The sequence below is a fragment of the Enterovibrio norvegicus DSM 15893 genome (genome assembly GCF_900115495.1).
Lineage (GTDB): Bacteria > Pseudomonadota > Gammaproteobacteria > Enterobacterales > Vibrionaceae > Enterovibrio > Enterovibrio norvegicus.
Window position 1 is genome coordinate 38214 of record NZ_FOWR01000026.1, and the last position, 24143, is coordinate 62356.

Here is a 24143-nt window from a genome sequence, read left to right on the forward strand (position 1 = left end):
TATCTCTTTATTGTTGTTTAGGGTGGAATCAGCGCGAACAGCGCCCCAGCGTAACACGATCTTGTCCTGCGTAATCTTGCACCGTTTCCACATTGCAAAACCCCGCATCAGAAAAAATGGTACGAACCACATCGCCTTGGTCATAACCGTGTTCGATTAAAAGCCAGCCACCCGTCGCCAAATGCTGAGGGCTTTGCTGACAAATGTGGCGAATATCCGCCAAACCATGCTCATCAGCAATCAACGCCGTTTTAGGCTCAAACCTCACATCGCCCTGTGAAAGATGCGGATCTTCAGGGTCAATATATGGCGGGTTACTCACGATCATGGTGAAGGTTTGTCCCGCAAGGTTATCAAACCAGCTGCTTTGCAAAAACTCAGCGTTATTAATGGCATTGCATTGCTGATTACTTGCGGCAAGTGCGACAGCTTCCGGACGAAGATCAACGCCCACAACGCGTATATCTTGACGCTCACTTGCTAATGACAACGCAATCGCGCCCGTTCCTGTGCCTAAGTCCAACACGCGCCCTTCACCGACAGGTAGTCGTTCCAGCGCGAGTTCAACCAAGCGTTCCGTATCAGGACGAGGGATGAGCGTACTTGGCTCCACATTCAATCGCAGCGACCAAAAATCACGATAGCCGATGATGTAGGCCACTGGCTCTCCGTTTACACGGCGAGCGAGCAACGCATTAAAACCACGCTCCTCTTCCTCAGACAACAGGTTGTCTGACCATGTATAGAGATAGCTGCTTGGCTTGTCTAACACATGACAAAGAAGGACTGACGCATCAATCTTGGGTGACGGACTTTGATTTTCACTTAGCAAAAGCGCTGCATCACGCAGCGCATTTTCAATGCTGATGGGCATTAGTGTTGCTCTGCCAACGCTGCCAATTGGTCCGCTTGGAATTCTTGCATGATTGGATCAATAAGGCATCTCAGGTCACCTTCCATCACTTCATCTAAACGATAAATCGTCAGCGTAATGCGGTGATCAGACACACGGCCTTGTGGGTAGTTGTAAGTACGAATACGGTCAGAGCGGTCACCTGAACCTAGCAGGTTACGGCGTGTGCTTGCTTGTTCAGCCGCGCGTTTTTCTTCTTCCGCTTTAATCAAACGCGCAGCCAGTACTGACATCGCTTTCGCTTTGTTTTTGTGCTGTGAACGCTCGTCCTGACACTCAACCACCGTACCGGTTGGCAAGTGGGTAATACGAATGGCAGAGTCGGTGGTGTTAACGTGCTGACCACCCGCACCTGATGAACGGAACGTATCAATTTTCAAATCAGACGGGTTGATGTCTGGAATTTCTGCTTCTGGGATTTCAGGCAAAATCGCAACGGTACACGCTGATGTGTGAACACGGCCTTGAGATTCAGTTGCAGGAACACGCTGAACGCGGTGACCACCCGATTCGAATTTCAATACACCATAAGCGCCGTCACCAGAGATGCGTGCCACCATCTCTTTATAGCCGCCTTGCTCAGAGCTATTGGCGTTAATCACTTCAACACGCCAGCCTTTCGATTCGGCGAAACGGCTGTACATGCGGAACAAATCGCCTGCAAAAATACCCGCTTCATCACCCCCCGCACCGGCGCGAATTTCAATGAAACAGTTACGTTCGTCATTTGGATCTTTTGGCAACAGCAACACTTGCAGCTCGTCAGTCAGACGTTCGATTTCTTCTTTGGCTGCTTTGACTTCTTCTTGCGCCATTTCACGCATTTCAGGGTCGTCTTCGTTCGCCATTTCTAGCGCAGCTTCGAGATCGCCTTCTGCTTGCTTGTAAGACGTAAAGCACTGGGTGACTTCTTCAAGCTGGCTGTACTCTTTTGACAACGCACGGAATTTATCCTGATCGCCAATAATGCCGGGATCACTCAGAAGGTGTTGCACTTCTTCGTAGCGCTCGCTCAGCGCTTCTAGTTTGGCGAGAATAGATGGTTTCATAGTGAATTCTTTTTACTACTTTTGAGGATCCAGACCTAGGCTCTGACGAAGCGTGTCTAATGTGCGTTCGTCACCATTTCTGGCGGCGTCTTGCATGGCCTGAGTGGGCGCATGGATCAGTTTATTGGTCAATTTATTGCTTAGCTCTTTGAGCACTTTTTCTGGGTCTGTCCCATTAGCAAGGGCTTGAAGGCTTCGGCTAAGCAATTCATCTTTGAGTGCTTCAGAATCCGCACGGTACTGCTTGATGCTGTCCACCGCATCACGGGAGCGCATCCAGGTCATAAACCCAACGCTTTCCTCATCGACAATGGACTCCGCTTTAACAGCGGCGGCTTTTCGTTGTTCTCGATTTCGCTCAACGATTGATTGCAAATCATCAACCGTATAGAGGTAGGCATCATTCAATTCGCCAACCCCTTCTTCAATGTCTCGCGGCACCGCAATGTCGATCAGCAGCATTGGCTGATGACGACGTGCTTTTAGTGCTTTTTCAACCATGCCTTTACCGATGATTGGCAAAGGTGCAGCCGTGGAACTGATGACAATATCAGCACGGTGCATGTGCTCTGGTATTTCTTCCAGAGAAATAATGTCTGCGCCAAACGCATCAGCAAACGGTTTTGCACGTTCACGGGTTCGGTTTGCCACGATAATCTTACGGCAATTGTGCTCGTAGAGATGCTTGGCAACAAGCTCAATGGTTTCACCTGCGCCAACAAGCAATGCGGTCGAAGTTTCCAATGACTCAAAAATTTGACGTGCCAGCGAACACGCAGCAAACGCGACAGAAACAGCGTTGCCACCGATATCGGTTTCAGTGCGTACACGCTTGGCAACCGTAAATGTTTTGTGGAACAAGCGTTCAAGTGGGCCGTTAATGGCTTCAAGGTCAACCGATTCGGCATACGCTTGCTTCACTTGCCCCAGGATTTGAGGTTCGCCCAGCACCAAGGAATCAAGGCCACTGGCGACACGCATTAAATGCTGTGCGGCAGCTTGGTCATGATAGGTATATAGGCAAGACAACAATGCATCGCTGTCGAGATTGTGGAACTGTTGCAACCAATCAACAACGTTGCCAGGACTCGGATGGTCGGTTTCACAATAAATTTCAGTTCGGTTACAGGTAGACACAATGACCCCACTCTGCACGACCTGCTGACTTTTCAGCTGGGATAATGCATCGCGAAGTTGTTGCGGTGAAAAAGCCACTTTTTCACGCAAGTCGACCGTGGCGGTCTTGTGATTGATTCCGAGAACTAACAAGCTCATTAAGCAGGGTTACCGACAGCACCAGATGAAATCCGAGCCGAGGATTTTACTTTATGGGCTCTTCGATTAAAAGATAACATTACTTCCTCACCATCGCGAACCTGACTATATCTCTAGCCAAGTGAGAATACTTAGCATTCACGTTTGTTTTTTGCCGACTTTTTCAGCGGTTATGCTTTTCAAATCCGCGCGTTTTGACCCTAACACTCCCTATAACACAAAGATACTTGGCTTTTTGCTCGCGCGTCACCGTTAAGTCTATGAACATTTGGCCTAATTCATGACTAACCCCAAGAAATCTGGAGATGCTCAGGTATTACCCATATCTAAGAATGATTGAGTCATCACTTCAGCAAGGCTGCTTCAAGTCTGCATCTTGAGATATACTAGGCCAATATTTTCATGATGATAAAGGTACGCGGAGCATAATTATGACCCGACACGTCAAGCATTTCTTCCACGCTTTATTGCTCGTTGCTAGCGTCCTAGGGCTATCTGCATGTGCGACCAAACCCGCGCCGATGACGGAATGGGAAACGCATGAACAAACCCTGTTGGACATTACCCAGTTCACCGCCAAGGGAAAAGTCGCCTTTATTAGCCCAGCCCAACGCGTCTCCGCTAACTTTGTGTGGGAGCAAAATGGCGACGCCATGTCATTGCGTCTCACCAATTTTTTGGGCTCAACCTTATTGAAATTGGAAGCGACACCAAAGGGTGCAATTCTGGTCGATAATGAAGGGCAACGTTATATCGGTAGAGATGCAGCGAGCCTTCTGCAAAAACTCACAGGCATTGCGCTGCCCGTAAATGATATGACGCAGTGGATTAAAGGCCTACCTGCCGAAACAAACGATTTCACGCTTGGTGCAGATAACCGTCTCGCCTTCTTATCAGAAAACGATGCCTCAACCAATAAACCGGGTTGGCAGTTAGATTACCAAACCTATGACGCGGCAACTGACAGCTTGTTACCCGCAAAAATCAAAATGAACCAGAACGATCAAAAAGTGAATCTGGTGATCTCCAACTGGAAATATGCACAATGAGTCAAACACGTTCGGTATGGCCTTCACCTGCCAAACTCAATCTTTTTCTCTACATTACGGGTCAACGAGAGAACGGTTATCACGATTTGCAAACCCTGTTCCAATTTCTTGATTACGGCGACACGCTTTCCATCACGCCCAATGAAACAGGCAAAATAACCTTATCGCCAGACATCGAAGGCGTGCCGGTTGAAAGCAACTTGGTTTATCGTGCAGCCATGGCGTTGAAAAATAACGCATCAGAGACACTCGGCGCACATATTCATATTAACAAAGTACTGCCAATGGGCGGTGGGTTAGGTGGCGGTTCATCGAACGCTGCAACCACACTTGTGGCACTCAATCACCTTTGGAATACGTGTTACTCAACCGACGAACTGGCTGAGATGGGCTTGGCGCTTGGCGCTGATGTGCCTGTGTTCGTTCGTGGCGTGACTGCTTTCGCAGAAGGGGTTGGAGAGTTACTTCAACCTGCCTATGCTGAAGAGAAATGGTATATAGTTGCTAAACCGGACGTAAGCATCGAAACGGCAAAAATTTTTGGACATTCTCACCTTACTCGCAACACGCCAAAACGCTCACTAAACGCGCTATTGGCAGGAAATTACGAAAACGATTGCGAAAAGATAGTAAGAGAGTTGTTTCCAGAGGTTGATAAGGCTATTTCGTGGCTGCTAGAATACGCGCCGTCAAGACTGACCGGAACGGGCGCCTGCGTCTTCGCGGAATTCGAAAATGAAGCAGCGGCTCGTTCAACATTAAACAAATTGCCCGACTGGCTTTCTGGATTCGTCGCTAGAGGTGTGAATACATCACCGCTTGTAACCACACTGAACGCACAAACCCAGTGAGACAGACAAAAATCAATGGATACAACCCCGAGGTTTTCCACCGTGCCTGATATGAAGCTGTTTGCTGGTAATGCAACGCCTGTACTCGCCCAACGCATCGCGAATCGCCTATATATGTCACTAGGTGACGCAACCGTTAGCCGTTTTTCTGACGGAGAAGTGTGTGTACAAATCAATGAAAACGTACGGGGTAGCGACGTATTCGTTATCCAGTCGACTTGTGCGCCAACCAATGACAACCTAATGGAATTGGTTGTGATGATCGACGCACTGCGTCGCGCATCAGCTGGCCGAATCACTGCTGTTATTCCTTACTTTGGTTATGCTCGCCAGGACCGCCGTGTTCGTTCTGCGCGTGTGCCAATCACTGCAAAAGTTATCGCAGACTTCCTGTCAAACGTAGGTGTTGACCGCGTACTGACTGTTGACCTGCACGCAGAGCAAATCCAAGGCTTCTTCGACGTACCCGTAGACAACATCTTCGGTACGCCTGTTTTGTTGGAAGACATGCTGGCGAAGAAACTGGAAGATCCTGTTGTTGTTTCTCCAGACATCGGTGGTGTTGTACGTGCGCGTGCAACGGCAAAACTTCTGGATGACACGGACATCGCAATCATCGACAAACGTCGCCCACGTGCGAACGTTTCGCAGGTTATGCACCTTATCGGTGACGTTGAAGGCCGTGATTGCATCATCGTTGATGACATGATCGACACCGGTGGCACACTGTGTAAAGCAGCAGAAGCACTGAAAAACCGTGGCGCTAAGCGTGTATTCGCATACGCAACCCACGCCGTGTTCTCTGGCAACGCGCCACAAAACATCAAAGAATCAGTGATTGATGAAGTTATCGTGACTGACTCAATTCCATTGAGTGCTGAAATGCAAGCAACGGGTAAAGTGTCTCAACTAACACTTTCAGGCATGCTGGCTGAAGCCATTCGTCGCATCAGCAACGAAGAATCAATTTCAGCAATGTTCGATTAATAGAATACATGCGAGAAGAAACGCCCTGCTCATGCAGGGCGTTTTTGTTTCTGGCGATATCCACTGCCCCTCTCACATTGCCCAGCATCTTCAAGTTGCTTGGGTATAGTGGTAGGATATGCCGCCTTTAGCGCTGACGAATGTGCCTCTTGGGTCTTCCTCGCGCCTGACGCGTTACACAATAACAACGAGAATCTCATCGTGAGCGACCAAATTCGCCTTTTAGTGGGGCTGGCCAATCCAGGGCCGGAGTATGCCAAAACCCGCCACAATGCGGGCGCTTGGGTAGTAGAAGAGTTAGCCCGTATTCATAACGTGCAACTCAAAGAAGACAAAAAGTATTTCGGGCTGACGGCCAGAATCAGCATCGGTGGTGAAGATCTCCGCTTGTTGATCCCGACAACCTTTATGAACCTATCGGGTAAAGCAGTGGCTCCACTGGCGAAATTCTTCCAGATTAAGCCAGAAGAAATCATGGTTGCCCATGACGAGCTAGACTTGCCTCCAGGTGTCGCTAAATTCAAAAAAGGCGGTGGCCATGGCGGTCACAACGGCCTTCGCGACATCATCAGTAAAATGGGCAACAACAAAGAATTCTACCGTCTTCGAATTGGGATCGGGCATCCCGGTCACAAAGACAAAGTTGCAGGGTTTGTATTAACCAAAGCGCCTGCAAACGAACAAAGCCAGATCGAACAAGCAGTTGACGAAGCGGTACGCTGTATCGACATTTTGCTCAAAGACGATTTGGCCAAGGCGCAAAACCGCCTTCATACATTTAAAGCGCAATAGCGCCATAAACGAAAGGTTACCATCTCATGGGTTTTAAATGCGGTATCGTTGGTCTACCAAACGTAGGTAAATCAACTCTGTTCAACGCTCTGACGAAAGCCGGTATCGAAGCGGCAAACTTCCCGTTCTGTACCATTGAACCAAACACTGGTGTGGTACCAGTGCCGGATCTTCGCTTGGATGCACTGGCAAAAATCGTGAACCCTCAACGCGTTCTGCCAACGACGATGGAATTCGTAGACATCGCAGGTCTGGTTGCAGGCGCGTCAAAAGGTGAAGGTCTAGGTAACAAATTCCTAGCAAACATTCGTGAAACCGATGCGATTGGTCACGTTGTTCGTTGTTTTGAAAACGACAACATTATCCACGTAGCGGGTAAAGTTGATCCAGCAGATGACATCGAAGTGATCAACACTGAGCTAGCTTTGGCTGACCTTGAAGCGTGTGAGCGTGCAATACAACGCCAAGCGAAGAAAGCGAAAGGCGGCGATCGTGACGCTAAAATTGAAATTGCAGTGCTTGAAAAGCTACTTCCAGTGCTGGAAGAAGGCAACATGCTACGTTCAGTTGAGCTGACCAAAGAAGAAAAAGCAGCGATTGATTACCTGAACTTCTTGACCATGAAGCCAACCATGTACATCGCGAACGTGAACGATGATGGTTTCGAAAACAACCCTTACCTAGATAAAGTACGCGAAATCGCTGCAACAGAGAACGCAACGGTTGTTGCTGTTTGTGCAGAGATCGAGGGTGAGCTTTCTGAGCTAGATGCAGACGAAGCAGCTGTATTCCTAGAAGAAATGGGTCTAAGTGAGCCAGGTCTTAACCGTGTTATTCGTTCAGGTTATGAACTACTGACTCTGCAAACTTACTTCACCGCTGGCGTGAAAGAAGTACGTGCATGGACTGTGCCTGTAGGTGCAACTGCGCCACAAGCTGCGGGTAAGATCCACACCGACTTCGAAAAAGGCTTTATCCGTGCTGAAATCATCGGTTACAACGATTTCATCGACAACAACGGTGAAGCTGGCGCGAAAGTTGCTGGTAAATGGCGTTTAGAAGGTAAAGAGTACATTGTTAAAGATGGCGATGTTATCCACTTCCGCTTTAACGTTTAATTCCAATCGTTAACTCGATGATAAAAGCTGGCTTTTGCCAGCTTTTTTCGTTTTAGATCTCCCTAGTTTCGCCATTTACAGCTCAAATGAATAAGAAAACACCTCCCCCTGCTCAAAATCACAGCGAAGTCACCAATATGATAAAAAAAGCATGGAAAAAAGGTTGACGACACCCTAGGTTCTTCGCATAATGCGCCCCGCACTCAGGGCATGTCCCTGAACGAAAAGATGGCTACGTAGCTCAGTTGGTTAGAGCACATCACTCATAATGATGGGGTCACAGGTTCGAATCCCGTCGTAGCCACCATTCTTTTCAGTGCATCGCTTTCTTTGTGAAAGCCGTAACAAATGCGGAAGTGGCGAAATTGGTAGACGCACCAGATTTAGGTTCTGGCGCCGCAAGGTGTGAGAGTTCAAGTCTCTCCTTCCGCACCATATTAAAGGATCATGCGATAAGCGTGGTTGCTGTTGGGATATCGCCAAGCGGTAAGGCAGCGGCTTTTGATGCCGCCATTCCCTGGTTCGAATCCAGGTATCCCAGCCATATTTTGGCATGGCTACGTAGCTCAGTTGGTTAGAGCACATCACTCATAATGATGGGGTCACAGGTTCGAATCCCGTCGTAGCCACCATTAATTCGAAAGCGTTGGCTTTCAAACAGACTGACGCACTACCAAGTGTCTAGAGTGACAAACTCAAAGTCTGAGCAAAACATGCGGTGGTGGCGGAATTGGTAGACGCGCTAGCTTCAGGTGCTAGTGTCCTAACGGATGTGAGGGTTCAAGTCCCTCCCTCCGCACCAGATTTACTGTCCCTTTAAGGGATAGGCAAAAAGAAACACGCGGAAGTGGCGAAATTGGTAGACGCACCAGATTTAGGTTCTGGCGCCGCAAGGTGTGAGAGTTCAAGTCTCTCCTTCCGCACCATATAAAAAAAGCAGGCTTATTAGCCTGCTTTTTTTTCGTCCAAATTTTATCCTCAGTGTTCCATCTCCCTCGTTGTGACAGTCCCTTGTATAATGTCTTTCTTCACGCTTTAACAAAATTGCTGTGAGTTTTCTCGCATTTGATTCTTGATCTTTAGGTTAAAGTGAATATTATCTTTCGAAACGAAAGTTTGGTGGTTACATGTCGAAACGTAATACTCAACAACGGCGTCACGCCATCGTGGCAATGTTGAGTGAGAAAGGAAAAGTCAGTGTAGATGAGCTCTCAGGCTTATTTGAAACATCCGAAGTTACCATCCGTAAAGACCTTGCTGAGCTTGAGAAAAACGGAATTCTACTTCGTCGTTACGGTGGTGCCGTGCCGGTTCCGCACGAAATGGTTTCGGAAAATGCCGTAAAAGTTTCGGAACAAAAGTTATCGATAGCGAAAATGGCAGCAAGCCGTATTCGGGACCATAATCGTATTGTGGTAGATAGCGGTTCAACAACCGCAGCGCTAATTCCTCTTCTGAATCAAAAACGTGGATTGGTTGTCATGACAAACTCTTTAAGTGTTGCGCAAGCAATCAAAGAGTTAGAAAACGAACCCACCCTATTGATGACAGGAGGCACATGGGATCCGCACTCTGAAGCTTTTCAGGGACAAATGGCGGAACAAGCACTGCGTGCGTATGACTTTGACCAATTATTTATCGGTGCTGACGGTTTAGATGTCATTCGAGGTACCACGACGTTTAATGAACTCGTTGGACTCAGCCAAGTCATGGCAGAGGTTTCCAGAGAAATTGTCGTGATGATTGAATCGGAAAAGATAGGACGAAAAATCCCTAATCTAGAATTGCCTTGGCAGGTAATTACGACCGTTATTACAGATAACAATATCGACAGTACCACAAGACTGGCCATTGAAAAGACGGGCACAGAAGTTATCTGCGCCCCAGATTGATAACGGGGATTTTCTATGTGTGGAATTGTTGGCGCGGTGGCGCAAAGGGATGTGGCGGAAATTCTAGTCGAAGGGTTACGCCGATTGGAATATCGCGGATATGACTCCGCGGGTTTGGCGGTGATCGATGCAGACTCGAATCTGAGCCGCTTGCGCCGATTAGGCAAAGTGAAAATGTTGTCTGATGCACTCGACGACCAACTTATTACTGGTGGTACAGGGATCGCACACACCCGTTGGGCTACACATGGTGAACCCAGTGAAGCAAATGCGCACCCACACATGTCCGGTGAAAACATTGCTGTGGTTCATAACGGCATTATCGAAAACCACGAGCCGCTGAGAGAGCGACTCGTTGGCCGAGGTTATACCTTCGCGTCGCAAACAGATACCGAAGTTATCGCGCACCTTGTACATTGGGAGCTCGAGCAAGGCGGTTCGCTGCTTGAAGCATTTCAGCGCACAGTCGCGCAATTAGAAGGCGCTTATGGCACCGTTGTAATGGATCGTCGTGATCCGGACAGATTGATCGCTGCGCGTTCTGGTAGCCCACTGGTGATCGGCTTAGGGATCGGTGAAAACTTCCTGGCGTCTGATCAGTTGGCGCTATTAAACGTGACCCGTCGTTTCATGTTCCTGGAAGAAGGTGATATTGCGGAAATTACACGCCGTAACGTGGACATTTTTGATGTTGATGGCAATGCAGTCGCGCGCACGGTTCACGAATCAACGGCAGAGCATGATGCGGCAGATAAAGGGAAATACCGCCACTACATGCAAAAAGAAACCTTCGAACAGCCTTCTGCCATTATCAATACCCTTGAGGGGCGTATCGATTCTGAATCCGTGCTGGTGGATGCATTGGGCCATGGTGCGAAGGACATTTTGCAAAAAGCAGAGCATATCCAGATCATCGCCTGTGGCACGTCATACAACGCAGGTATGGTTGCTCGCTATTGGTTTGAATCGATTGCTGGTGTGGGTTGTGATGTAGAGATTGCCTCTGAATTTCGTTATCGCAACTTTGTGACGCGTCCAAACAGTGTTCTCATTACACTGTCGCAATCGGGCGAAACGGCAGATACGCTGGCGGCGTTGCGTTTGGCAAAAGAGCGCGGCTTTATGGCTGCCATGACGGTGTGTAATGTGGCTGGTTCGTCGTTGGTTCGCGAATCCGATATTGCCATCATGACGCGTGCAGGCACCGAAATAGGTGTGGCATCCACCAAAGCCTTTACGACGCAATTAACGGCTCTTTTGATGATGGTGACAGCGCTTGGTAAACAAAAAGGTATGGTGAGCGCGGAGAAAGAAGCCGAGATCGTAAAAGCCTTGCACCGTTTGCCTATGGACATAGAACAAGCATTGAAATTTGATAAGCAAATTGAAGCGCTTGCAGAAGGTTTTGCTGATAAGCATCACGCCTTGTTCCTTGGCCGTGGTGAGTTTTACCCTATCGCCATGGAAGCGTCGCTAAAGCTCAAAGAGATTTCTTACATTCACGCTGAAGCGTATGCTGCTGGTGAGCTCAAACATGGCCCTCTGGCGCTTATTGATGCGGACATGCCAGTGATTGTGATAGCGCCAAACAATGAACTGCTTGAGAAGCTCAAATCGAACATCGAAGAAGTGCGTGCTCGTGGTGGTCAGTTGTATGTGTTTGCGGATGAATCGGCGGGATTCCAAGAAAGCGAAGGGATGACGATCATCGCTATGCCACATGTTGATGAAATCACTGCGCCGATCTTTTACACCGTGCCAATGCAGCTTTTGTCATATCACGTCGCTCTTATTAAAGGTACGGATGTGGATCAGCCGCGTAACCTAGCGAAAGCTGTAACGGTAGAATGATTTATATTTCAATCAAATAGCGATCTATCTCTTGCTCGCAAAAATCACGTAAAGGCGCTTATTGCGCCTTTTTTGTATCGTAAATAAGACATTAAATTTGCTCTTTGCTATTTGCAACTTCGAAATATTGGCTGATATTTGCATTTTGCAAATCATTTCGCAGTGATAACAAGACATCCCGCCTAGAAAGATAAACATAACACCATTCTGTATATGTAACTCTATGATTTTTATTGATTTAAACCTTGTCTAAATAGTTGGCGCGTATTGTGCATATTGTCGATAAAGCAGCAATAATCAAAAACGAGCTGTACGTCGTAGGGAGTGAAGGTGAAGTATGATTGACTCAAAATCACAAGTAGCGAAACGCATCAAAGAAGCACGTGAGTGGAAAGGTATCACTCAGGTAAAAATGGCAAAACTACTGGAAGTAGCGCGCCAAACATATTTAGACATCGAAACCGGTAAAACAGAGCCTCGCGTTCGAATGCTGTCTGAGATTGCAGAAATCACAGAACGCCCATTGGTTTGGTTTGTTTACGGTGATGCAGATGTAGAACTGCATGATGTTCAATATAAGCAAGATGTAAATCGTCTGCTTGAACACTTCTCAAAACTGCCTCATGAGGCACGTACTGCCATACTAAACCAAAGTGTAAACATGGCATCATTTTTAGTAAATTACTCTAAATCAGCCCAAAGAGGTTGAGCACTTACTTACGCGGCAGGCTAGGTCAGACCTTGCCTGCCAAAATAGGTATTGCACTATTTGCTTGTCATCTGGCTTAGGCAACAACGGCCTAGATTCACAATTCAATGACGCTTTACATGTGAAGCCAACGCCGCTGTGCATAATGCAGGATCTAGCTGTTAAGCGCTTTACGGTGGTGTGGCAATTTCGCTACAACGCTTTAGTGTCGAGTTGTGGGGCAAGAAGTGATGTTGATTGTCAAAGCTCACGTTGCGCAGCGCATTCGAGAAGCGCGCGAATATCGCGAAATTACGCAAGTAGAAATGGCGCAACATCTTGATGTTGCACGCCAGACGTATTTGGATATCGAGTCGGGAAAGACTGAACCAAAAATTTCGTCGCTTGCGGTAATTGCTGACGTTACTGGCCGACCATTAAACTGGTTGTTATACGGTGAAAGTACACGCAGTGATATCGCGTTTACGCACAGAGATGAGTTGAACACATTATTAATGTTGTTTAATAAATTACCTCTGTCCGCGCGTCACCTTGTGATGGAGCAAGCTTTATTGTTGGCGGCGTATATGGTTGATATTGGCTCGTCACCAAACAATGAATAACGTGAAAAAAAACCGGCTGACGCCGGTTTTTTTATCTCTATTTTTTACATTATTGCTTCGCAAGAAAGAAACGATAAGACGGGTTTTCCGTTTCATCTTTCCACGAATACCCAAGCTCACGGAGATGGGTGGTAAACGAAAGCAGATCCGCCTCTTCAAGCTCGAAACCGCACAGTACACGCCCATAGTCAGCACCATGGTTACGATAGTTAAAGATGCTGATGTTCCAATGCGTGCCCAGCGTGTTGAGAAAGCGCAGCAATGCACCAGGGTATTCTGGAAATTCGAAGCTGTATAAACGTTCCTTCATGACTTTGGTTGGTCGCCCGCCAATCATGTAGCGTACGTGAACCTTGGCCATTTCATCGTCTGATAAATCTTCGACTGCATACCCGCCTTTACGCAAATCTGCAGTGATGCTATCAAGCTCTTCTTGGCCATTAAGCAAACGGACACCGACAAAGATGTTTGCTTCTGCGTCATCGCTGTGGCGATAGTTAAACTCGGTCACCGCGCGTCCGCCTAGCACTTTGCAGAAATCCAAAAACGCACCGGTACGTTCAGGGATGGTAACCGCAAGTAACCCTTCACGTTTCTCACCCAGTTCAGCGCGTTCAGACACGTAACGAAGGCTGTGGAAGTTTGTGTTTGCACCCGAAAGAATAGTGGCAAGGTTCTTATCTTTGAGCTGGTGCTGCTCGACATAACGCTTCAGGCCGGCGAGGGATAATGCCCCTGACGGCTCGGAAATGGCGCGAGTGTCCTCAAAAATGTCTTTCACCGCTGCACAGATTTCATCACTAGATACCGTAATGATGTCATCAATATGTTCTTGGCACAGACGGAAGGACTCATCGCCAATGCGCTTAACAGCAACACCATCAGCAAAGGTACCCACGTTATCAAGGGTTACTGGCTCTCCGGCATCGAGTGCTGCTTTCAAGCACGCTGAGTCTTCCGCTTCCACCGCGATTACCTTGATATGCGGCATCAGCTGTTTAACGATGACTGCAACGCCGGCTGCGATGCCACCTCCGCCTACGGGCAGGAAAATGTAATCTAGGTGGCCATTTTGCTGCAGCATTTCCAGACCGATGGTGCCTTGTCCTGCAATGATGGATGGATGGTCGAATGGTGGAACGAAGGTGTAGCCGTGCGCTTGTGAGAGTTCAATGGCTTTTGCTTTGGCTTCATCAAAGTTATTGCCATGTAAAATCACGTTACCACCAAAGCTGCGTACCCCTGATACCTTGATATCTGGGGTCGTTCTTGGCATCACGATCGTGGCTTTCACGCCCAACTTGCTGCCAGACATAGCAACACCTTGAGCGTGATTACCTGCAGAGGCGGCGATCACGCCAGCCTTTCTCTGCGCCTCAGTCAGTTGAGACATCATGTTGTAAGCGCCACGCAACTTAAACGAATGCACCGGTTGGCGGTCTTCACGCTTCAATTGAATAGTGTTGCCTAATCGCTGGGAAATTCGTGGCATGTCCTGTAAAGGACTGATAATCGCCACTTCATACACAGGCGCGCGCAAAATGTCGCGCATGTAATCGGCATCACTAAGCGGTGCAATGTCTTTCGTCTGTTGGTGGGCCTGCGTCATGATTACCCCTCCAGTTTGCTTTTATCGCGAACAGCACCTTTGTCTGCACTGGTCGCAAGGCTTGCATAGGCTTTTAGTGCTAAGGAAACAACGCGTTCACGTGAAACGGGTTTCCAACCACGCGCATCCGTTTCTGCACGACGGGTAGCCAGTTCTGCGTCATCAACTTCTAACACAATGGAACGGTTAGGAATATCGATAGCTATGATGTCGCCTTGCTTCACCAAACCGATTGTGCCGCCGCTTGCCGCTTCTGGTGAAACGTGACCGATAGATAAACCGCTGGTTCCGCCAGAGAAGCGGCCATCGGTGATCAACGCACACGCTTTACCTAAGCCCATGGATTTCAGATAGGTGGTTGGGTAAAGCATTTCTTGCATACCCGGGCCGCCTTTCGGGCCTTCGTAACGAATAACAACCACTTCGCCCGCTTTCACCGCACCAGACAAAATGCCGCTAACCGCATCTTCTTGTGCTTCAAAGACATGAGCAGGACCTCGGAAGACGAGATTCTCTTCGTCTACGCCCGCCGTTTTAACGATACAACCGTTTTCGGCAAGGTTACCGCCAAGTACAGCAAGGCCGCCTTCTTGGCTGAATGCATTTTCACGGGTACGGATACAGCCGCCAACACGGTCATCATCAACGGTGTCCCAACGACAGTCTTGTGAGAAGGCTTTGGTGGTACGAATACCTGCAGGGCCCGCACGGAAGAAGGTTTTCACGTCTTCATCTTCGGTCACCATGATGTCGTATTGCGCAATGTTTTCAGCCATGGTTTGGCCTAGTACGGTCGGTACATCGGTATTGAGCAAATCTGCACGCGCCAGCTCGCCCAAAATCGCGATAACGCCACCAGCACGGTGGACATCTTCCATGTGGTATTGCTGAGTAGATGGCGCCACTTTACAAAGGTGAGGGACACGACGAGACATGCGGTCGATATCATCCATGTCGAAGTCAATCTCACCTTCTTGTGCAGCAGCGATAAGGTGAAGCACCGTGTTACTCGAACCACCCATGGCGATATCGAGCGCGGTGGCGTTCTCAAAGGCTGCGCGGCTTGCGATGTTACGCGGAAGCACAGATTCGTCGTCTTGTTGGTAGTAACGCTTGGTTAAATCAACGATGCGGTGACCGGCTTTCAGGAACAATTGCTCGCGATCGGCGTGCGTTGCCAGCATTGAACCGTTCCCTGGCTGACTAAGGCCCAGCGCTTCGGTGAGACAGTTCATTGAGTTTGCAGTGAACATGCCAGAACATGAACCACAGGTTGGGCACGCAGAACGTTCGATTTGCTCGCTTTGCTCGTCTGACACTTTTGGATCAGCACCTTGGATCATGGCATCCACCAGATCCAGTTTTAAGATCTGATCAGAAAGCTTGGTTTTACCCGCTTCCATTGGGCCACCTGAAACAAAGATCACCGGGATGTTGATGCGCATGGCAGCCATCAGCATTCCTGGGGTGATTTTGTCACAGTTCGAAATACACACCATGGCATCTGCACAGTGTGCATTCACCATATATTCCACGGAGTCTGCAATTAGCTCACGTGATGGCAGGCTGTAAAGCATGCCGCCGTGGCCCATGGCGATACCGTCATCCACAGCGATGGTGTTAAATTCTTTGGCGATACCGCCTGCTTTTTCAATCTCGCGTGCAACGAGTTGGCCCATGTCTTTTAGGTGAACGTGTCCCGGTACGAACTGGGTAAAAGAGTTCACGACGGCTATGATGGGCTTTCCGAAATCTTCATCTTTCACGCCAGTGGCACGCCAAAGGGCACGTGCGCCGGCCATGTTACGGCCGTGAGTGGTGGTGGCTGAACGATACTTAGGCATTTCCTTGTCCTCTTTTACTGCTTATTTGGCTTCCGGAGAGACCGGATCGAGCCATCCCCACTTGTCTTCGGTTTGGCCGTTGAACAGGCCAAAGAATGCTGATTGCACTTTTTCTGTGATTGGGCCGCGCGCGCCTTCACCCACGGTGATTTGGTCAACGCTGCGAACCGGCACGATTTCAGCGGCGGTACCTGTCATGAAGACTTCATCAGCCAGATACAACGCTTCACGTGCGATGTTTTCCTCGCGCACTTCATAACCCATGTCACGAGCAAGGATCATGATTGAGTCACGGGTAATGCCCGGCAAAATTGCGCTGGTGGCAGGTGGCGTAGAAATCACCCCATTTCTGACCACAAACAAATTCTCGCCAGCGCCTTCTGATAAATAACCATCCACGCTCAGTGCAATACCTTCAGCATAGCCATGACGGCGTGCTTCACCACCGACGAGCAAGCTCGACAGGTAGTTACCACCCGCTTTAGCTGCTGTTGGAATGGTGTTTGGTGCAGCGCGGTTCCAGCTTGAAATCATCGCATCCACGCCGTTTGCTAGCGCTTCTTCACCGAGGTATGAACCCCAGCCGAAAGCGGCAATGATGAGGTCCATTTTGGTTTCTGGTGGTGGGCAAACGCCCAAACCGACGTTACCGACAAAACCCAACGGGCGAATGTAAGCCGAGTTCAGTTTGTTGGCGCGAAGGGTTTCACGACAGGCTTCCATCAGCTCATCGACGCTGTATGGGATCGGGAAACGGTAGATTTTTGCACTGTCTTTCAGACGTTGCATGTGCTCACGATGGCGGAAAACGATAGGGCCATTAGGTGTGTCGTAGCAACGAATGCCTTCGAACACCGATGTACCATAATGCATCGCGTGAGTCAGAACGTGAACCGTGGCATCTTGCCAAGGAATGAGTTCACCGTTAGACCAAATATAATCCGCTGTGTTTGCCATGTATTCATCCTTTTTAGTAACGCACTACTATTATTCTTGCGGGAGCAGACGTACGTGTGAGACATCCCATAATTTGTCTAATTGGCTGTGAAGGTTGGCAACAGGGCGAGTGCTCTCCACCTTCAAGGTAATTTCAACCACATCATTACTGTCAGTATGATGCATGTCTAAGCGGGTGAGGCGAAAGCCACGGTGACGCACGATGCGAAGCAATCGCTCCAGCAATTCAGGCTTATCGTCCGCTTCAATAAGTAGGGTATGTGATTGGCTCATGTTCTCTCCAACATATCCTGGTTGGCAGCGCCGGGTGGAACCAGCGGCCATACGTTCTCTTCCTCTGAGATAGCCACATGCAGCAGGTAGGCTGTGTCACTGGCCATCATCTCTTGCAGGGCAGGGATGACCTCTTCTTTACAGGTAATGGTTTTGCCGGGAATGTTAAACGCGCTAGCGAGCGTCACAAAATCCGGGTTGTCAGACAAATTGGTTTCGCTGAAGCGTTTGTCGAAAAACAGCTCCTGCCACTGTCGAACCATCCCTAAGCGCTGATTATCCAATAGCACCATTTTGACGGGTATATTACGTCGTTTTAAAGTTCCTAGCTCCTGAACGTTCATCATAAATGAACCATCTCCCGAAACTAATACAACCTCATCTTCAGGCCTTGCCATTTTCGCGCCCATGGCGGCGGGTAAGCCAAATCCCATGGTGCCTAGCCCCGCTGATGTCAGCAGGTTTTCAGGGCGTCGAGGACACACGTGTTGTGCCACCCACATTTGGTGTTGACCCACATCGGTCGCGACCACGGTTGAATCTGGCATCATGTCAGAAAGTTGCTTTAACAACAAAGGCGCATAGATAGCCTCGCCCGGATGATCATAACGCCAGCCAAAATCCGTCATCATTGAACGAATATTGCCCTGCCACTCTGAAATATCAGACGGCTCACCGAGCTGTGGTAATACGGTATTGAGTTCGCCACGAAGCGGTACGTTAGCACGACGCAATTTGTTAAATTCCGCAGCATCGATGTCGATATGCACCACGGTCGCATTCGGGGCAAAGGTATCAAGCTTGCCTGTCACCCGATCATCAAAGCGCGCACCAATCGCAATCAGCAGATCGGATTGCTGAACTGCAAGGTTCGCTGCTTTGGTGCCATGCATGCCTAGCATACCCAAGTAGTACGGATAATCGCGATGGACCGATCCTAGGCCTTTCAAGGTACAGGTCGCGGGGATTTGGCTGTGATTCAAGAACTGACGCAGGGTGTCTGTTGCGTGTGCCAATTGAACGCCGCCACCGATATACACAATAGGCTGTTTACTTGCCGCAATGAGCGTGTTGGCTTCTTGCAGTGACGTGATGGACACGTTTGGTGCAGCAGGCGTGGATATATTAGGTGCAGTTGTGTCGTCGATTTGCCCGAGTTGGACGTCTTTCGCGATGTCCACCAGCACAGGACCGGGACGGCCTTCTTCCGCCACGACGAAAGCTTCTGCAAGGGTTTTGGCTAACTCACGTTGGTCGGTCACCAGAAAGCTGTGTTTGGTACACGCAAGGGAAAGGCCGAGCACGTCGACTTCTTGAAACGCATCGGTACCGATAAGGGGGCTGGCAACTTGGCCTGTGATGGCGACGATAGGCACGGAGTCCATCATGGCATCTGCAAGGCCTGTGATCAGGTTTGTCGCACCCGGACCGGAGGTGGCAAGGCAAACACCCACACCGCCCGTTGAACGTGCATACCCGATGGCAGCCATTGCGGCACCTTGTTCATGTCGACAAAGGACATGATCGACACCACCATCATAGAGGGCGTCATAGACGGGCATGATCGCCCCGCCTGGGTATCCGAAGATGGTTTCTACGCCTTGCTCGCGCAATGCGCTTACCACTAATTGTGCACCTGTCATCTTTGCATCCTCCCTGTCGGCATTGGAGAGAAAAGCTGCTGCTCTGCTTCCTGTGGTGTTTCCATACCGCGTTTTCCTTCTGCGTTTACAACCGGACATCCAATGTTAAAAAGCCCCCGAACCTTTCGATGCGGGGGCTGGTTGCGATGTTGTTGTTACTTTCTAAACGTCGCTGCCCCTCGCGGTAGTACCACCACGATAATTGAAATAATAATGACGAGGGCGCGAGTCGATAAATTCATTTTGTCTCTTACGTTAACCACCAAATGTTAGGTGGTGATCGTTTATGTCAACGTTTGTTTGCATACTTGTTGTCTGCCCTTAGTGGTATCACAGACGTTCGTCGCATGACAAGTAAAAAGTGAGCGGTTTTCAGGATTTTCGCGTCGTAATGCAGCAATACTATTGTTTTATGCATTTAACTTTATGATAAATAACTAATTAAGCATTTACCCTTATGAGTCTTGCGATTATTCAAAGCCGAGCGTGTGTCGGCGTCAGTGCACCACTTGTTACCGTTGAAGTACATATTAGTAACGGACTACCCGGATTCAACCTTGTTGGCCTTGCAGAAACCACCGTAAAAGAAGCCCGCGATCGTGTGCGTAGCGCTATTGTGAATTCCGGTTTCGAATTCCCCGCGAGACGCATTACCGTCAATCTAGCCCCCGCGGATTTGCCCAAAGAAGGGGGGCGTTTCGATTTACCTATTGCGCTTGGCATTCTTGCGGCGTCCTCTCAAATTCCGATGACAAAATTGAATGGCCATGAGTTTGTGGGTGAATTGGCATTGTCAGGGCAGCTTCGCTCAGTGAAGGGTGCGTTACCTGCGGCTGTCGCCAGCATTGATGCAAACAGAAGCCTCGTCGTGCCCGATGACAATGGCGGACAGGTGGCGCTGGTGGGGCGAGACATCCATGTTTCAGCGCCGGATCTGATGTCAGTGTGTCGTCACTTGAGCGGGCAAGGTGCATTGATGCTTAAAGAGCCAAAAAACGCCGATGTTGAGCACGTCACTAACCCTCGCTGTATGCAAGACATTATCGGTCAGCAGCAAGGAAAACGGGCGTTGGAAATTGCCGCTGCAGGATCGCACAATTTACTGTTTCTTGGGCCTCCAGGCACGGGCAAAACCATGTTGGCATCGCGCATGGCGGATTTGCTGCCGCCCATGAGCGATGCTGAAGCATTAGAAACCGCGGCGATCACCTCGCTGACGGAACGACCATTGCACGAAGGGAATTGGAAAAAGCGCCCCTTTCGAACACCGCATCATTCGAGTTCGATGCCCGCCCTGGTTGGCGGTGGTACAACCCCAAAACCAGGCGAAATATCACTCGCGCACAACGGCCTTTTGTTTTTAGACGAGATGCCCGAGTTTGAACGCAAAGTGCTCGATTCTCTTCGAGAGCCGTTGGAGTCGGGGGAGATTGTCATTTCCCGTGCGAACAGTAAAACCTGCTTTCCTGCCCGTTTTCAGTTGATTGGCGCGCTCAACCCTAGCCCTACCGGGCATTATGAAGGCAAGCTGTCTCGATCCAATCCACAGGCAACCTTGAAGTATTTGAATCGACTCTCTGGACCGTTTTTAGATCGTTTTGATCTGTCGATTGAAATCCCTGCCTTGCCAAGAGGCACGTTAGCCGAAGGGGGCGATCGTGGTGAGACGACTGACATCGTTAAAGCGCGCGTGGAAAAGGCACGAGCTGTGATGTTAGCGAGAGCGGGAAAGCCCAATTGCCTGCTTTCAAGTCGAGAGATTGAAACCTATTGTCCGTTAGCAAAAGAGGATGCGGATTTTCTCGAAACGGCACTACACCGCTTAGGGTTGTCGATTCGTGCGTATCACCGCATTATCAAAGTCGCGCGAACCATTGCGGATTTAGCGGGAGAGCCACATATAAAACGCGGGCATCTTGCTGAGGCCTTGGGTTATCGTTCGATGGATAGGTTGTTGAAACAACTCACCGCCATGGCGAGTTAGCCGTGAAATGGGTGCTTAGGCACTCATTTGACCACTTTCTACTGAATGGTGTTTTTTATTCGGTCGACGTATTATGACGCCTGATAAATATCCCTAATCTGTGCGTGGATACGTCGCCTTGATACTTTTCTTCAACGTTATTTTTGTGTGTTTAAACACCGCGGTGGCATCTGTTCTTATCTGCTGCCTTGCGTTGTTAAAAATGCTGCTCCCTGTGCCTGCATTGCAGCGCGCCATTACGCGTGCCTGTAACGGCATTATGTGGGTATGGGCAACGCTCAATCATAGGTTGGTTAACCTAACGTCAAACGTGGAATGGGACATACAAGGCGGTGAGTCGCTCAGTAAAGAGCAATGGTATTTGTTGATCGCCAACCACATGAGTTGGGCGGACATCGTTGTTGTCTTTTCTGTGTTTAGACATCGCATTCCCATGGCGAAGTTCTTCCTCAAACAGCAATTGCTGTATGTGCCTTTCTTGGGGCTCGCGTGTTGGGCCGTGGATATGCCCTTTATGAAGCGCTATGCCCACCAGTATTTGCTCAAGCACCCTGAAAAACGAGGTTGCGATCTTAAGACCACGAGAAAATCCTGCGAGCGTTTCCGCCACACTCCCACCACCGTGGTTAACTTTGTGGAGGGCACGCGATTCACAGAAGAAAAAAGGCATGCCACCCATTCCCCTTTTCGTCATTTACTGTCACCTAAGACGGGCGGTATTGCATACACGCTTGGGGCAATGGGGGAGCAATTTGATGCCATTATTAACGTCACCTTGGCTTACCCAGAAAACCGAGATCTTCCCTTTAAAGACTTGCTATCAGGCAAGATGAAAAAGATCGTTGTTCGCATTCATACTTTGCCGCTCGATAGCGCGGTAAAAGGGGATTATTTCAATGACAAAACGTTCAAACGCCAATTTCAACAATGGCTTCATCAGCGTTGGGAAGAAAAAGATGATGAGCTGTCTGCAATTTATGGAGAGGTGCCAATACACAAGCGTGTAGAAAGACGATAAGCAGATACCGTGGTGTGAAACGCATGTAATGGAAATGAAAAAGGGGCTCAAGGCCCCTTTTTTTGCATTTGGATACTTGCTGCGACTTATTGTGTTAGCAGGAAATTAACCAGTGCGAAATAGTCATCTGTTGATTTGATGGTTTTTGGCGTCACGTGGTATTTACCGTTAACAATCACAGCGGGCACACCGCGCAGGCCTGAATCGTTGAAGCCTTTATCAAAACGGTTTGCCATCGCGTTAACCGCAAAGCTGTTGTAAGTGCCGTCGAATTTCTTCGCATCCACACCTTCGTCGATGAACATCTGACGCACTTCTGCTTCATCACGCGGTGGCTTTTGAAGTAGGTGAATGCGGTTGAAAATGACCGGAACCATGGCGTCTTCTACATCAAGCATCACTGCAGTCGCGTACGCTTTGCTCAGTGCCTTACCCATGTTGCCACCCATGAAAGAAACATGACTCTTTTGGAAAGTCGCATTCTCAGGGATTTTCTTTTTTAACTCTTCCATTAAGCCTTCACTTTTGTAGCAATGTGGGCAGTAGAAAGAGAAAAATTCGGTCACCGTTGGTGATTGTGTTTTCGGCAGATCAAGAACTTGATAGTCCTCACCCGCATTAAAACGCGCAGCGTGCGCAGAGAAGGCCAGCATGGCAACAGCGGCCATCGCAAACAATTTTTTCAACATAAATGTCTTTCTCCCTGATAGTTATAATGCTGCTTACCACTGCGGCGACAGCGACAGAGGCGTTTCCTCAAGAGCAGCTAATTGTTCTTTAAAGGCGAGCACCTGATTTTCCCAGTATTTTGCCTCAGCAAACCAAGGAAATGCACGAGGAAAAGCCGGATCTTGCCAACGTTTTGCCAGCCATGCCATATAGTGAACCATTCTGAGACCACGTAAAGGCTCGATTAGTTGCAATTGATGATGAGGAAAATCGTGAAACTCCTCATAGGCCTCAGCAATGGTGTCCAGTTGTGCCAAGCGGTCATGGCGGTCGCCGTTGAGCATCATCCAAATATCTTGGATGGCAGGACCATTGCGAGAATCGTCTAAGTCGACAAACATCGGGCCATCACGCCATAGAATGTTGCTTGGGTGACAATCACCGTGCAGGCGAATTGGCTGCCAGTCTGTTGTCCAGCGGCTTTCCAGTACATTGATAAGACGATCGAGATCGGAAAAGAACGCGTTCTCAAGGTGCATGGGAATGAATTCGCTGTTTTCCAATACTTTCCGTGGCTGGTAGAGGTACTCGTCAAGGCCAATGGTTGGGCGATCAGTGAATGACGCGCGTGAACCCACTTGATGAATGCGGCCCATGAAACGGCCAACCATTTCGAGTTGATCCCAGTTATCGACTTCAAAAGTGCGCCCGCCGACACTTGGAAATAGCGCAAACCGATAACCTGCATGTTCGAACAGTGTTGTTCCATCGATTTCAATAGGCACAGCAACGGGGATTTCAGACTCTTCAAGTTCTTTGGTGAACTGGTGCTCTTCTAAAATTTGTGCGTTGCTCCAGCGTTGTGGGCGGTAGAACTTGGTGACGAAGCGTTTACGATCTTCATCTTGAAATTGGTATACGCGGTTTTCGTAGCTGTTAAGCGCTAAAAGCCCAGATTCAGGGCGAACACCGACGGATTCTAATGCATCAATCAAGGTGTCAGGGGTGAGGTGCTCGAAGCTAAATTGCGCGTCGCTCATAGGGTCACTTGCTTTGTG

At 49.0% G+C, this 24143-nt stretch carries 21 protein-coding genes and 6 tRNA genes; 17 read left to right on the forward strand and 10 right to left on the reverse strand.

Annotated features, from left to right (window positions below; translation table 11 throughout):
* Window positions 1–28: 28 nt before the first annotated feature.
* From prmC to hemA, 3 genes are read right to left on the reverse strand one after another with little or no spacing between them, the layout of a single operon-like run.
* The gene (prmC, locus tag BM082_RS16220; RefSeq protein WP_074927761.1) at window positions 29–874 is read right to left on the reverse strand and encodes a peptide chain release factor N(5)-glutamine methyltransferase; all 846 of its coding nucleotides are present in this window, start codon (window positions 872–874) and stop codon (window positions 29–31) included.
* Window positions 874–1962, reverse strand: coding sequence for a peptide chain release factor 1 (gene prfA / locus BM082_RS16225; protein ID WP_017009046.1), 1089 nt, complete (start codon window positions 1960–1962; stop codon window positions 874–876). Before prfA ends, prmC begins: the two co-directional genes overlap by 1 nt.
* A gap of 15 nt (window positions 1963–1977) precedes the next feature.
* Entirely contained in the window at window positions 1978–3237 is a 1260-nt protein-coding gene (hemA, locus tag BM082_RS16230; RefSeq protein WP_017009047.1) for a glutamyl-tRNA reductase, read from the reverse strand.
* A 431-nt stretch (window positions 3238–3668) separates the two neighbouring features.
* Here hemA and lolB point away from each other — a divergent pair, with 431 nt between their 5' ends.
* From lolB to BM082_RS16305, 15 genes are all read left to right on the forward strand, one after another.
* Window positions 3669–4286 (forward strand): lipoprotein insertase outer membrane protein LolB, encoded by a 618-nt coding sequence (gene lolB, locus BM082_RS16235; RefSeq protein ID WP_017009048.1) that lies wholly within the window; start codon window positions 3669–3671, stop codon window positions 4284–4286.
* Window positions 4283–5137 (forward strand): 4-(cytidine 5'-diphospho)-2-C-methyl-D-erythritol kinase, encoded by an 855-nt coding sequence (gene ispE / locus BM082_RS16240; protein ID WP_017009049.1) that lies wholly within the window; start codon window positions 4283–4285, stop codon window positions 5135–5137. Before lolB ends, ispE begins: the two co-directional genes overlap by 4 nt.
* 42 nt (window positions 5138–5179) lie before the next feature.
* On the forward strand, window positions 5180–6124 hold the full coding sequence (locus BM082_RS16245; RefSeq protein WP_026024499.1) for a ribose-phosphate pyrophosphokinase: 945 nt from the start codon (window positions 5180–5182) through the stop codon (window positions 6122–6124).
* A gap of 201 nt (window positions 6125–6325) precedes the next feature.
* A complete protein-coding gene (pth, locus tag BM082_RS16250) occupies window positions 6326–6916 on the forward strand; it encodes an aminoacyl-tRNA hydrolase (protein WP_017009051.1) in 591 nt (196 codons plus the stop codon).
* A gap of 26 nt (window positions 6917–6942) precedes the next feature.
* Window positions 6943–8034 carry a redox-regulated ATPase YchF gene (ychF, locus tag BM082_RS16255; RefSeq protein ID WP_017009052.1) on the forward strand — a complete coding sequence of 364 codons (1092 nt, stop codon included), beginning with the start codon at window positions 6943–6945 and terminating at the stop codon, window positions 8032–8034.
* 230 nt (window positions 8035–8264) lie between these two features.
* Window positions 8265–8341 (forward strand) — tRNA-Met (locus tag BM082_RS16260).
* A 43-nt stretch (window positions 8342–8384) separates the two neighbouring features.
* A tRNA-Leu gene (locus tag BM082_RS16265) sits at window positions 8385–8469 on the forward strand.
* A gap of 34 nt (window positions 8470–8503) precedes the next feature.
* Window positions 8504–8578 (forward strand) — tRNA-Gln (locus BM082_RS16270).
* Window positions 8579–8589: 11 nt separating this feature from the next.
* Window positions 8590–8666: transfer RNA gene (locus BM082_RS16275), tRNA-Met, on the forward strand.
* A gap of 83 nt (window positions 8667–8749) precedes the next feature.
* Window positions 8750–8836, forward strand: a tRNA-Leu gene (locus BM082_RS16280).
* A gap of 39 nt (window positions 8837–8875) precedes the next feature.
* Window positions 8876–8960, forward strand: a tRNA-Leu gene (locus BM082_RS16285).
* Between the two features lie 201 nt (window positions 8961–9161).
* The gene (locus BM082_RS16290; protein ID WP_017012302.1) at window positions 9162–9926 is read left to right on the forward strand and encodes a DeoR/GlpR family DNA-binding transcription regulator; all 765 of its coding nucleotides are present in this window, start codon (window positions 9162–9164) and stop codon (window positions 9924–9926) included.
* A gap of 15 nt (window positions 9927–9941) precedes the next feature.
* The gene (gene glmS / locus BM082_RS16295; RefSeq protein ID WP_074927764.1) at window positions 9942–11777 is read left to right on the forward strand and encodes a glutamine--fructose-6-phosphate transaminase (isomerizing); all 1836 of its coding nucleotides are present in this window, start codon (window positions 9942–9944) and stop codon (window positions 11775–11777) included.
* A 337-nt stretch (window positions 11778–12114) separates the two neighbouring features.
* Window positions 12115–12486: a helix-turn-helix transcriptional regulator gene (locus BM082_RS16300; RefSeq protein WP_017012300.1), complete on the forward strand. Its 372-nt coding sequence runs from the start codon at window positions 12115–12117 to the stop codon at window positions 12484–12486.
* 230 nt (window positions 12487–12716) lie between these two features.
* Entirely contained in the window at window positions 12717–13088 is a 372-nt protein-coding gene (locus tag BM082_RS16305; RefSeq protein WP_017012299.1) for a helix-turn-helix domain-containing protein, read from the forward strand.
* A 49-nt stretch (window positions 13089–13137) separates the two neighbouring features.
* On the opposite strand, the gene ilvA is transcribed toward BM082_RS16305, so the two are convergent.
* From ilvA to ilvG, 5 genes are read right to left on the reverse strand one after another with little or no spacing between them, the layout of a single operon-like run.
* Window positions 13138–14697 (reverse strand): threonine ammonia-lyase, biosynthetic, encoded by a 1560-nt coding sequence (ilvA, locus tag BM082_RS16310; RefSeq protein ID WP_017014639.1) that lies wholly within the window; start codon window positions 14695–14697, stop codon window positions 13138–13140.
* A 2-nt stretch (window positions 14698–14699) separates the two neighbouring features.
* The gene (gene ilvD, locus BM082_RS16315; RefSeq protein ID WP_017012297.1) at window positions 14700–16541 is read right to left on the reverse strand and encodes a dihydroxy-acid dehydratase; all 1842 of its coding nucleotides are present in this window, start codon (window positions 16539–16541) and stop codon (window positions 14700–14702) included.
* A gap of 21 nt (window positions 16542–16562) precedes the next feature.
* Entirely contained in the window at window positions 16563–17498 is a 936-nt protein-coding gene (locus BM082_RS16320) for a branched-chain amino acid transaminase (RefSeq protein WP_017012296.1), read from the reverse strand.
* A gap of 30 nt (window positions 17499–17528) precedes the next feature.
* The gene (gene ilvM / locus BM082_RS16325) at window positions 17529–17771 is read right to left on the reverse strand and encodes an acetolactate synthase 2 small subunit (protein WP_017012295.1); all 243 of its coding nucleotides are present in this window, start codon (window positions 17769–17771) and stop codon (window positions 17529–17531) included.
* A complete protein-coding gene (ilvG, locus tag BM082_RS16330) occupies window positions 17768–19414 on the reverse strand; it encodes an acetolactate synthase 2 catalytic subunit (RefSeq protein ID WP_074927767.1) in 1647 nt (548 codons plus the stop codon). Before ilvG ends, ilvM begins: the two co-directional genes overlap by 4 nt.
* A 457-nt stretch (window positions 19415–19871) precedes the next feature.
* Between ilvG and BM082_RS16335 the strand changes: the two genes are divergently transcribed.
* Window positions 19872–21398, forward strand: a complete 1527-nt coding sequence (locus tag BM082_RS16335; protein ID WP_074927770.1) for a YifB family Mg chelatase-like AAA ATPase — start codon at window positions 19872–19874, stop codon at window positions 21396–21398.
* A 118-nt stretch (window positions 21399–21516) separates the two neighbouring features.
* Complete coding sequence (locus tag BM082_RS16340) at window positions 21517–22416, forward strand: acyltransferase (protein ID WP_017012290.1); 900 nt, start codon at window positions 21517–21519, stop codon at window positions 22414–22416.
* A gap of 86 nt (window positions 22417–22502) precedes the next feature.
* Here BM082_RS16340 and BM082_RS16345 read toward each other — a convergent pair whose 3' ends face one another.
* Window positions 22503–23105, reverse strand: coding sequence for a thiol:disulfide interchange protein DsbA/DsbL (locus BM082_RS16345; RefSeq protein WP_017012289.1), 603 nt, complete (start codon window positions 23103–23105; stop codon window positions 22503–22505).
* Between the two features lie 33 nt (window positions 23106–23138).
* Complete coding sequence (locus BM082_RS16350) at window positions 23139–24125, reverse strand: serine/threonine protein kinase (RefSeq protein ID WP_074927772.1); 987 nt, start codon at window positions 24123–24125, stop codon at window positions 23139–23141.
* Between the last annotated feature and the right edge of the window lie 18 nt (window positions 24126–24143).

Excerpts from the sequence above, each read along its gene's own strand:
- prmC (WP_074927761.1), bottom strand. The coding sequence starts at position 874 with ATGCCCATCAGCATTGAAAATGCGCTGCGTGATGCAGCGCTTTTGCTA.
- prfA (WP_017009046.1), bottom strand. The coding sequence starts at position 1,962 with ATGAAACCATCTATTCTCGCCAAACTAGAAGCGCTGAGCGAGCGCTAC.
- hemA (WP_017009047.1), bottom strand. The coding sequence starts at position 3,237 with ATGAGCTTGTTAGTTCTCGGAATCAATCACAAGACCGCCACGGTCGAC.
- lolB (WP_017009048.1), top strand. The coding sequence starts at position 3,669 with ATGACCCGACACGTCAAGCATTTCTTCCACGCTTTATTGCTCGTTGCT.
- ispE (WP_017009049.1), top strand. The coding sequence starts at position 4,283 with ATGAGTCAAACACGTTCGGTATGGCCTTCACCTGCCAAACTCAATCTT.
- ychF (WP_017009052.1), top strand. The coding sequence starts at position 6,943 with ATGGGTTTTAAATGCGGTATCGTTGGTCTACCAAACGTAGGTAAATCA.
- BM082_RS16290 (WP_017012302.1), top strand. The coding sequence starts at position 9,162 with ATGTCGAAACGTAATACTCAACAACGGCGTCACGCCATCGTGGCAATG.
- glmS (WP_074927764.1), top strand. The coding sequence starts at position 9,942 with ATGTGTGGAATTGTTGGCGCGGTGGCGCAAAGGGATGTGGCGGAAATT.
- BM082_RS16300 (WP_017012300.1), top strand. The coding sequence starts at position 12,115 with ATGATTGACTCAAAATCACAAGTAGCGAAACGCATCAAAGAAGCACGT.
- BM082_RS16305 (WP_017012299.1), top strand. The coding sequence starts at position 12,717 with ATGTTGATTGTCAAAGCTCACGTTGCGCAGCGCATTCGAGAAGCGCGC.
- ilvA (WP_017014639.1), bottom strand. The coding sequence starts at position 14,697 with ATGACGCAGGCCCACCAACAGACGAAAGACATTGCACCGCTTAGTGAT.
- ilvD (WP_017012297.1), bottom strand. The coding sequence starts at position 16,541 with ATGCCTAAGTATCGTTCAGCCACCACCACTCACGGCCGTAACATGGCC.
- BM082_RS16320 (WP_017012296.1), bottom strand. The coding sequence starts at position 17,498 with ATGGCAAACACAGCGGATTATATTTGGTCTAACGGTGAACTCATTCCT.
- ilvM (WP_017012295.1), bottom strand. The coding sequence starts at position 17,771 with ATGAGCCAATCACATACCCTACTTATTGAAGCGGACGATAAGCCTGAA.
- ilvG (WP_074927767.1), bottom strand. The coding sequence starts at position 19,414 with ATGACAGGTGCACAATTAGTGGTAAGCGCATTGCGCGAGCAAGGCGTA.
- BM082_RS16335 (WP_074927770.1), top strand. The coding sequence starts at position 19,872 with ATGAGTCTTGCGATTATTCAAAGCCGAGCGTGTGTCGGCGTCAGTGCA.
- BM082_RS16345 (WP_017012289.1), bottom strand. The coding sequence starts at position 23,105 with ATGTTGAAAAAATTGTTTGCGATGGCCGCTGTTGCCATGCTGGCCTTC.
- BM082_RS16350 (WP_074927772.1), bottom strand. The coding sequence starts at position 24,125 with ATGAGCGACGCGCAATTTAGCTTCGAGCACCTCACCCCTGACACCTTG.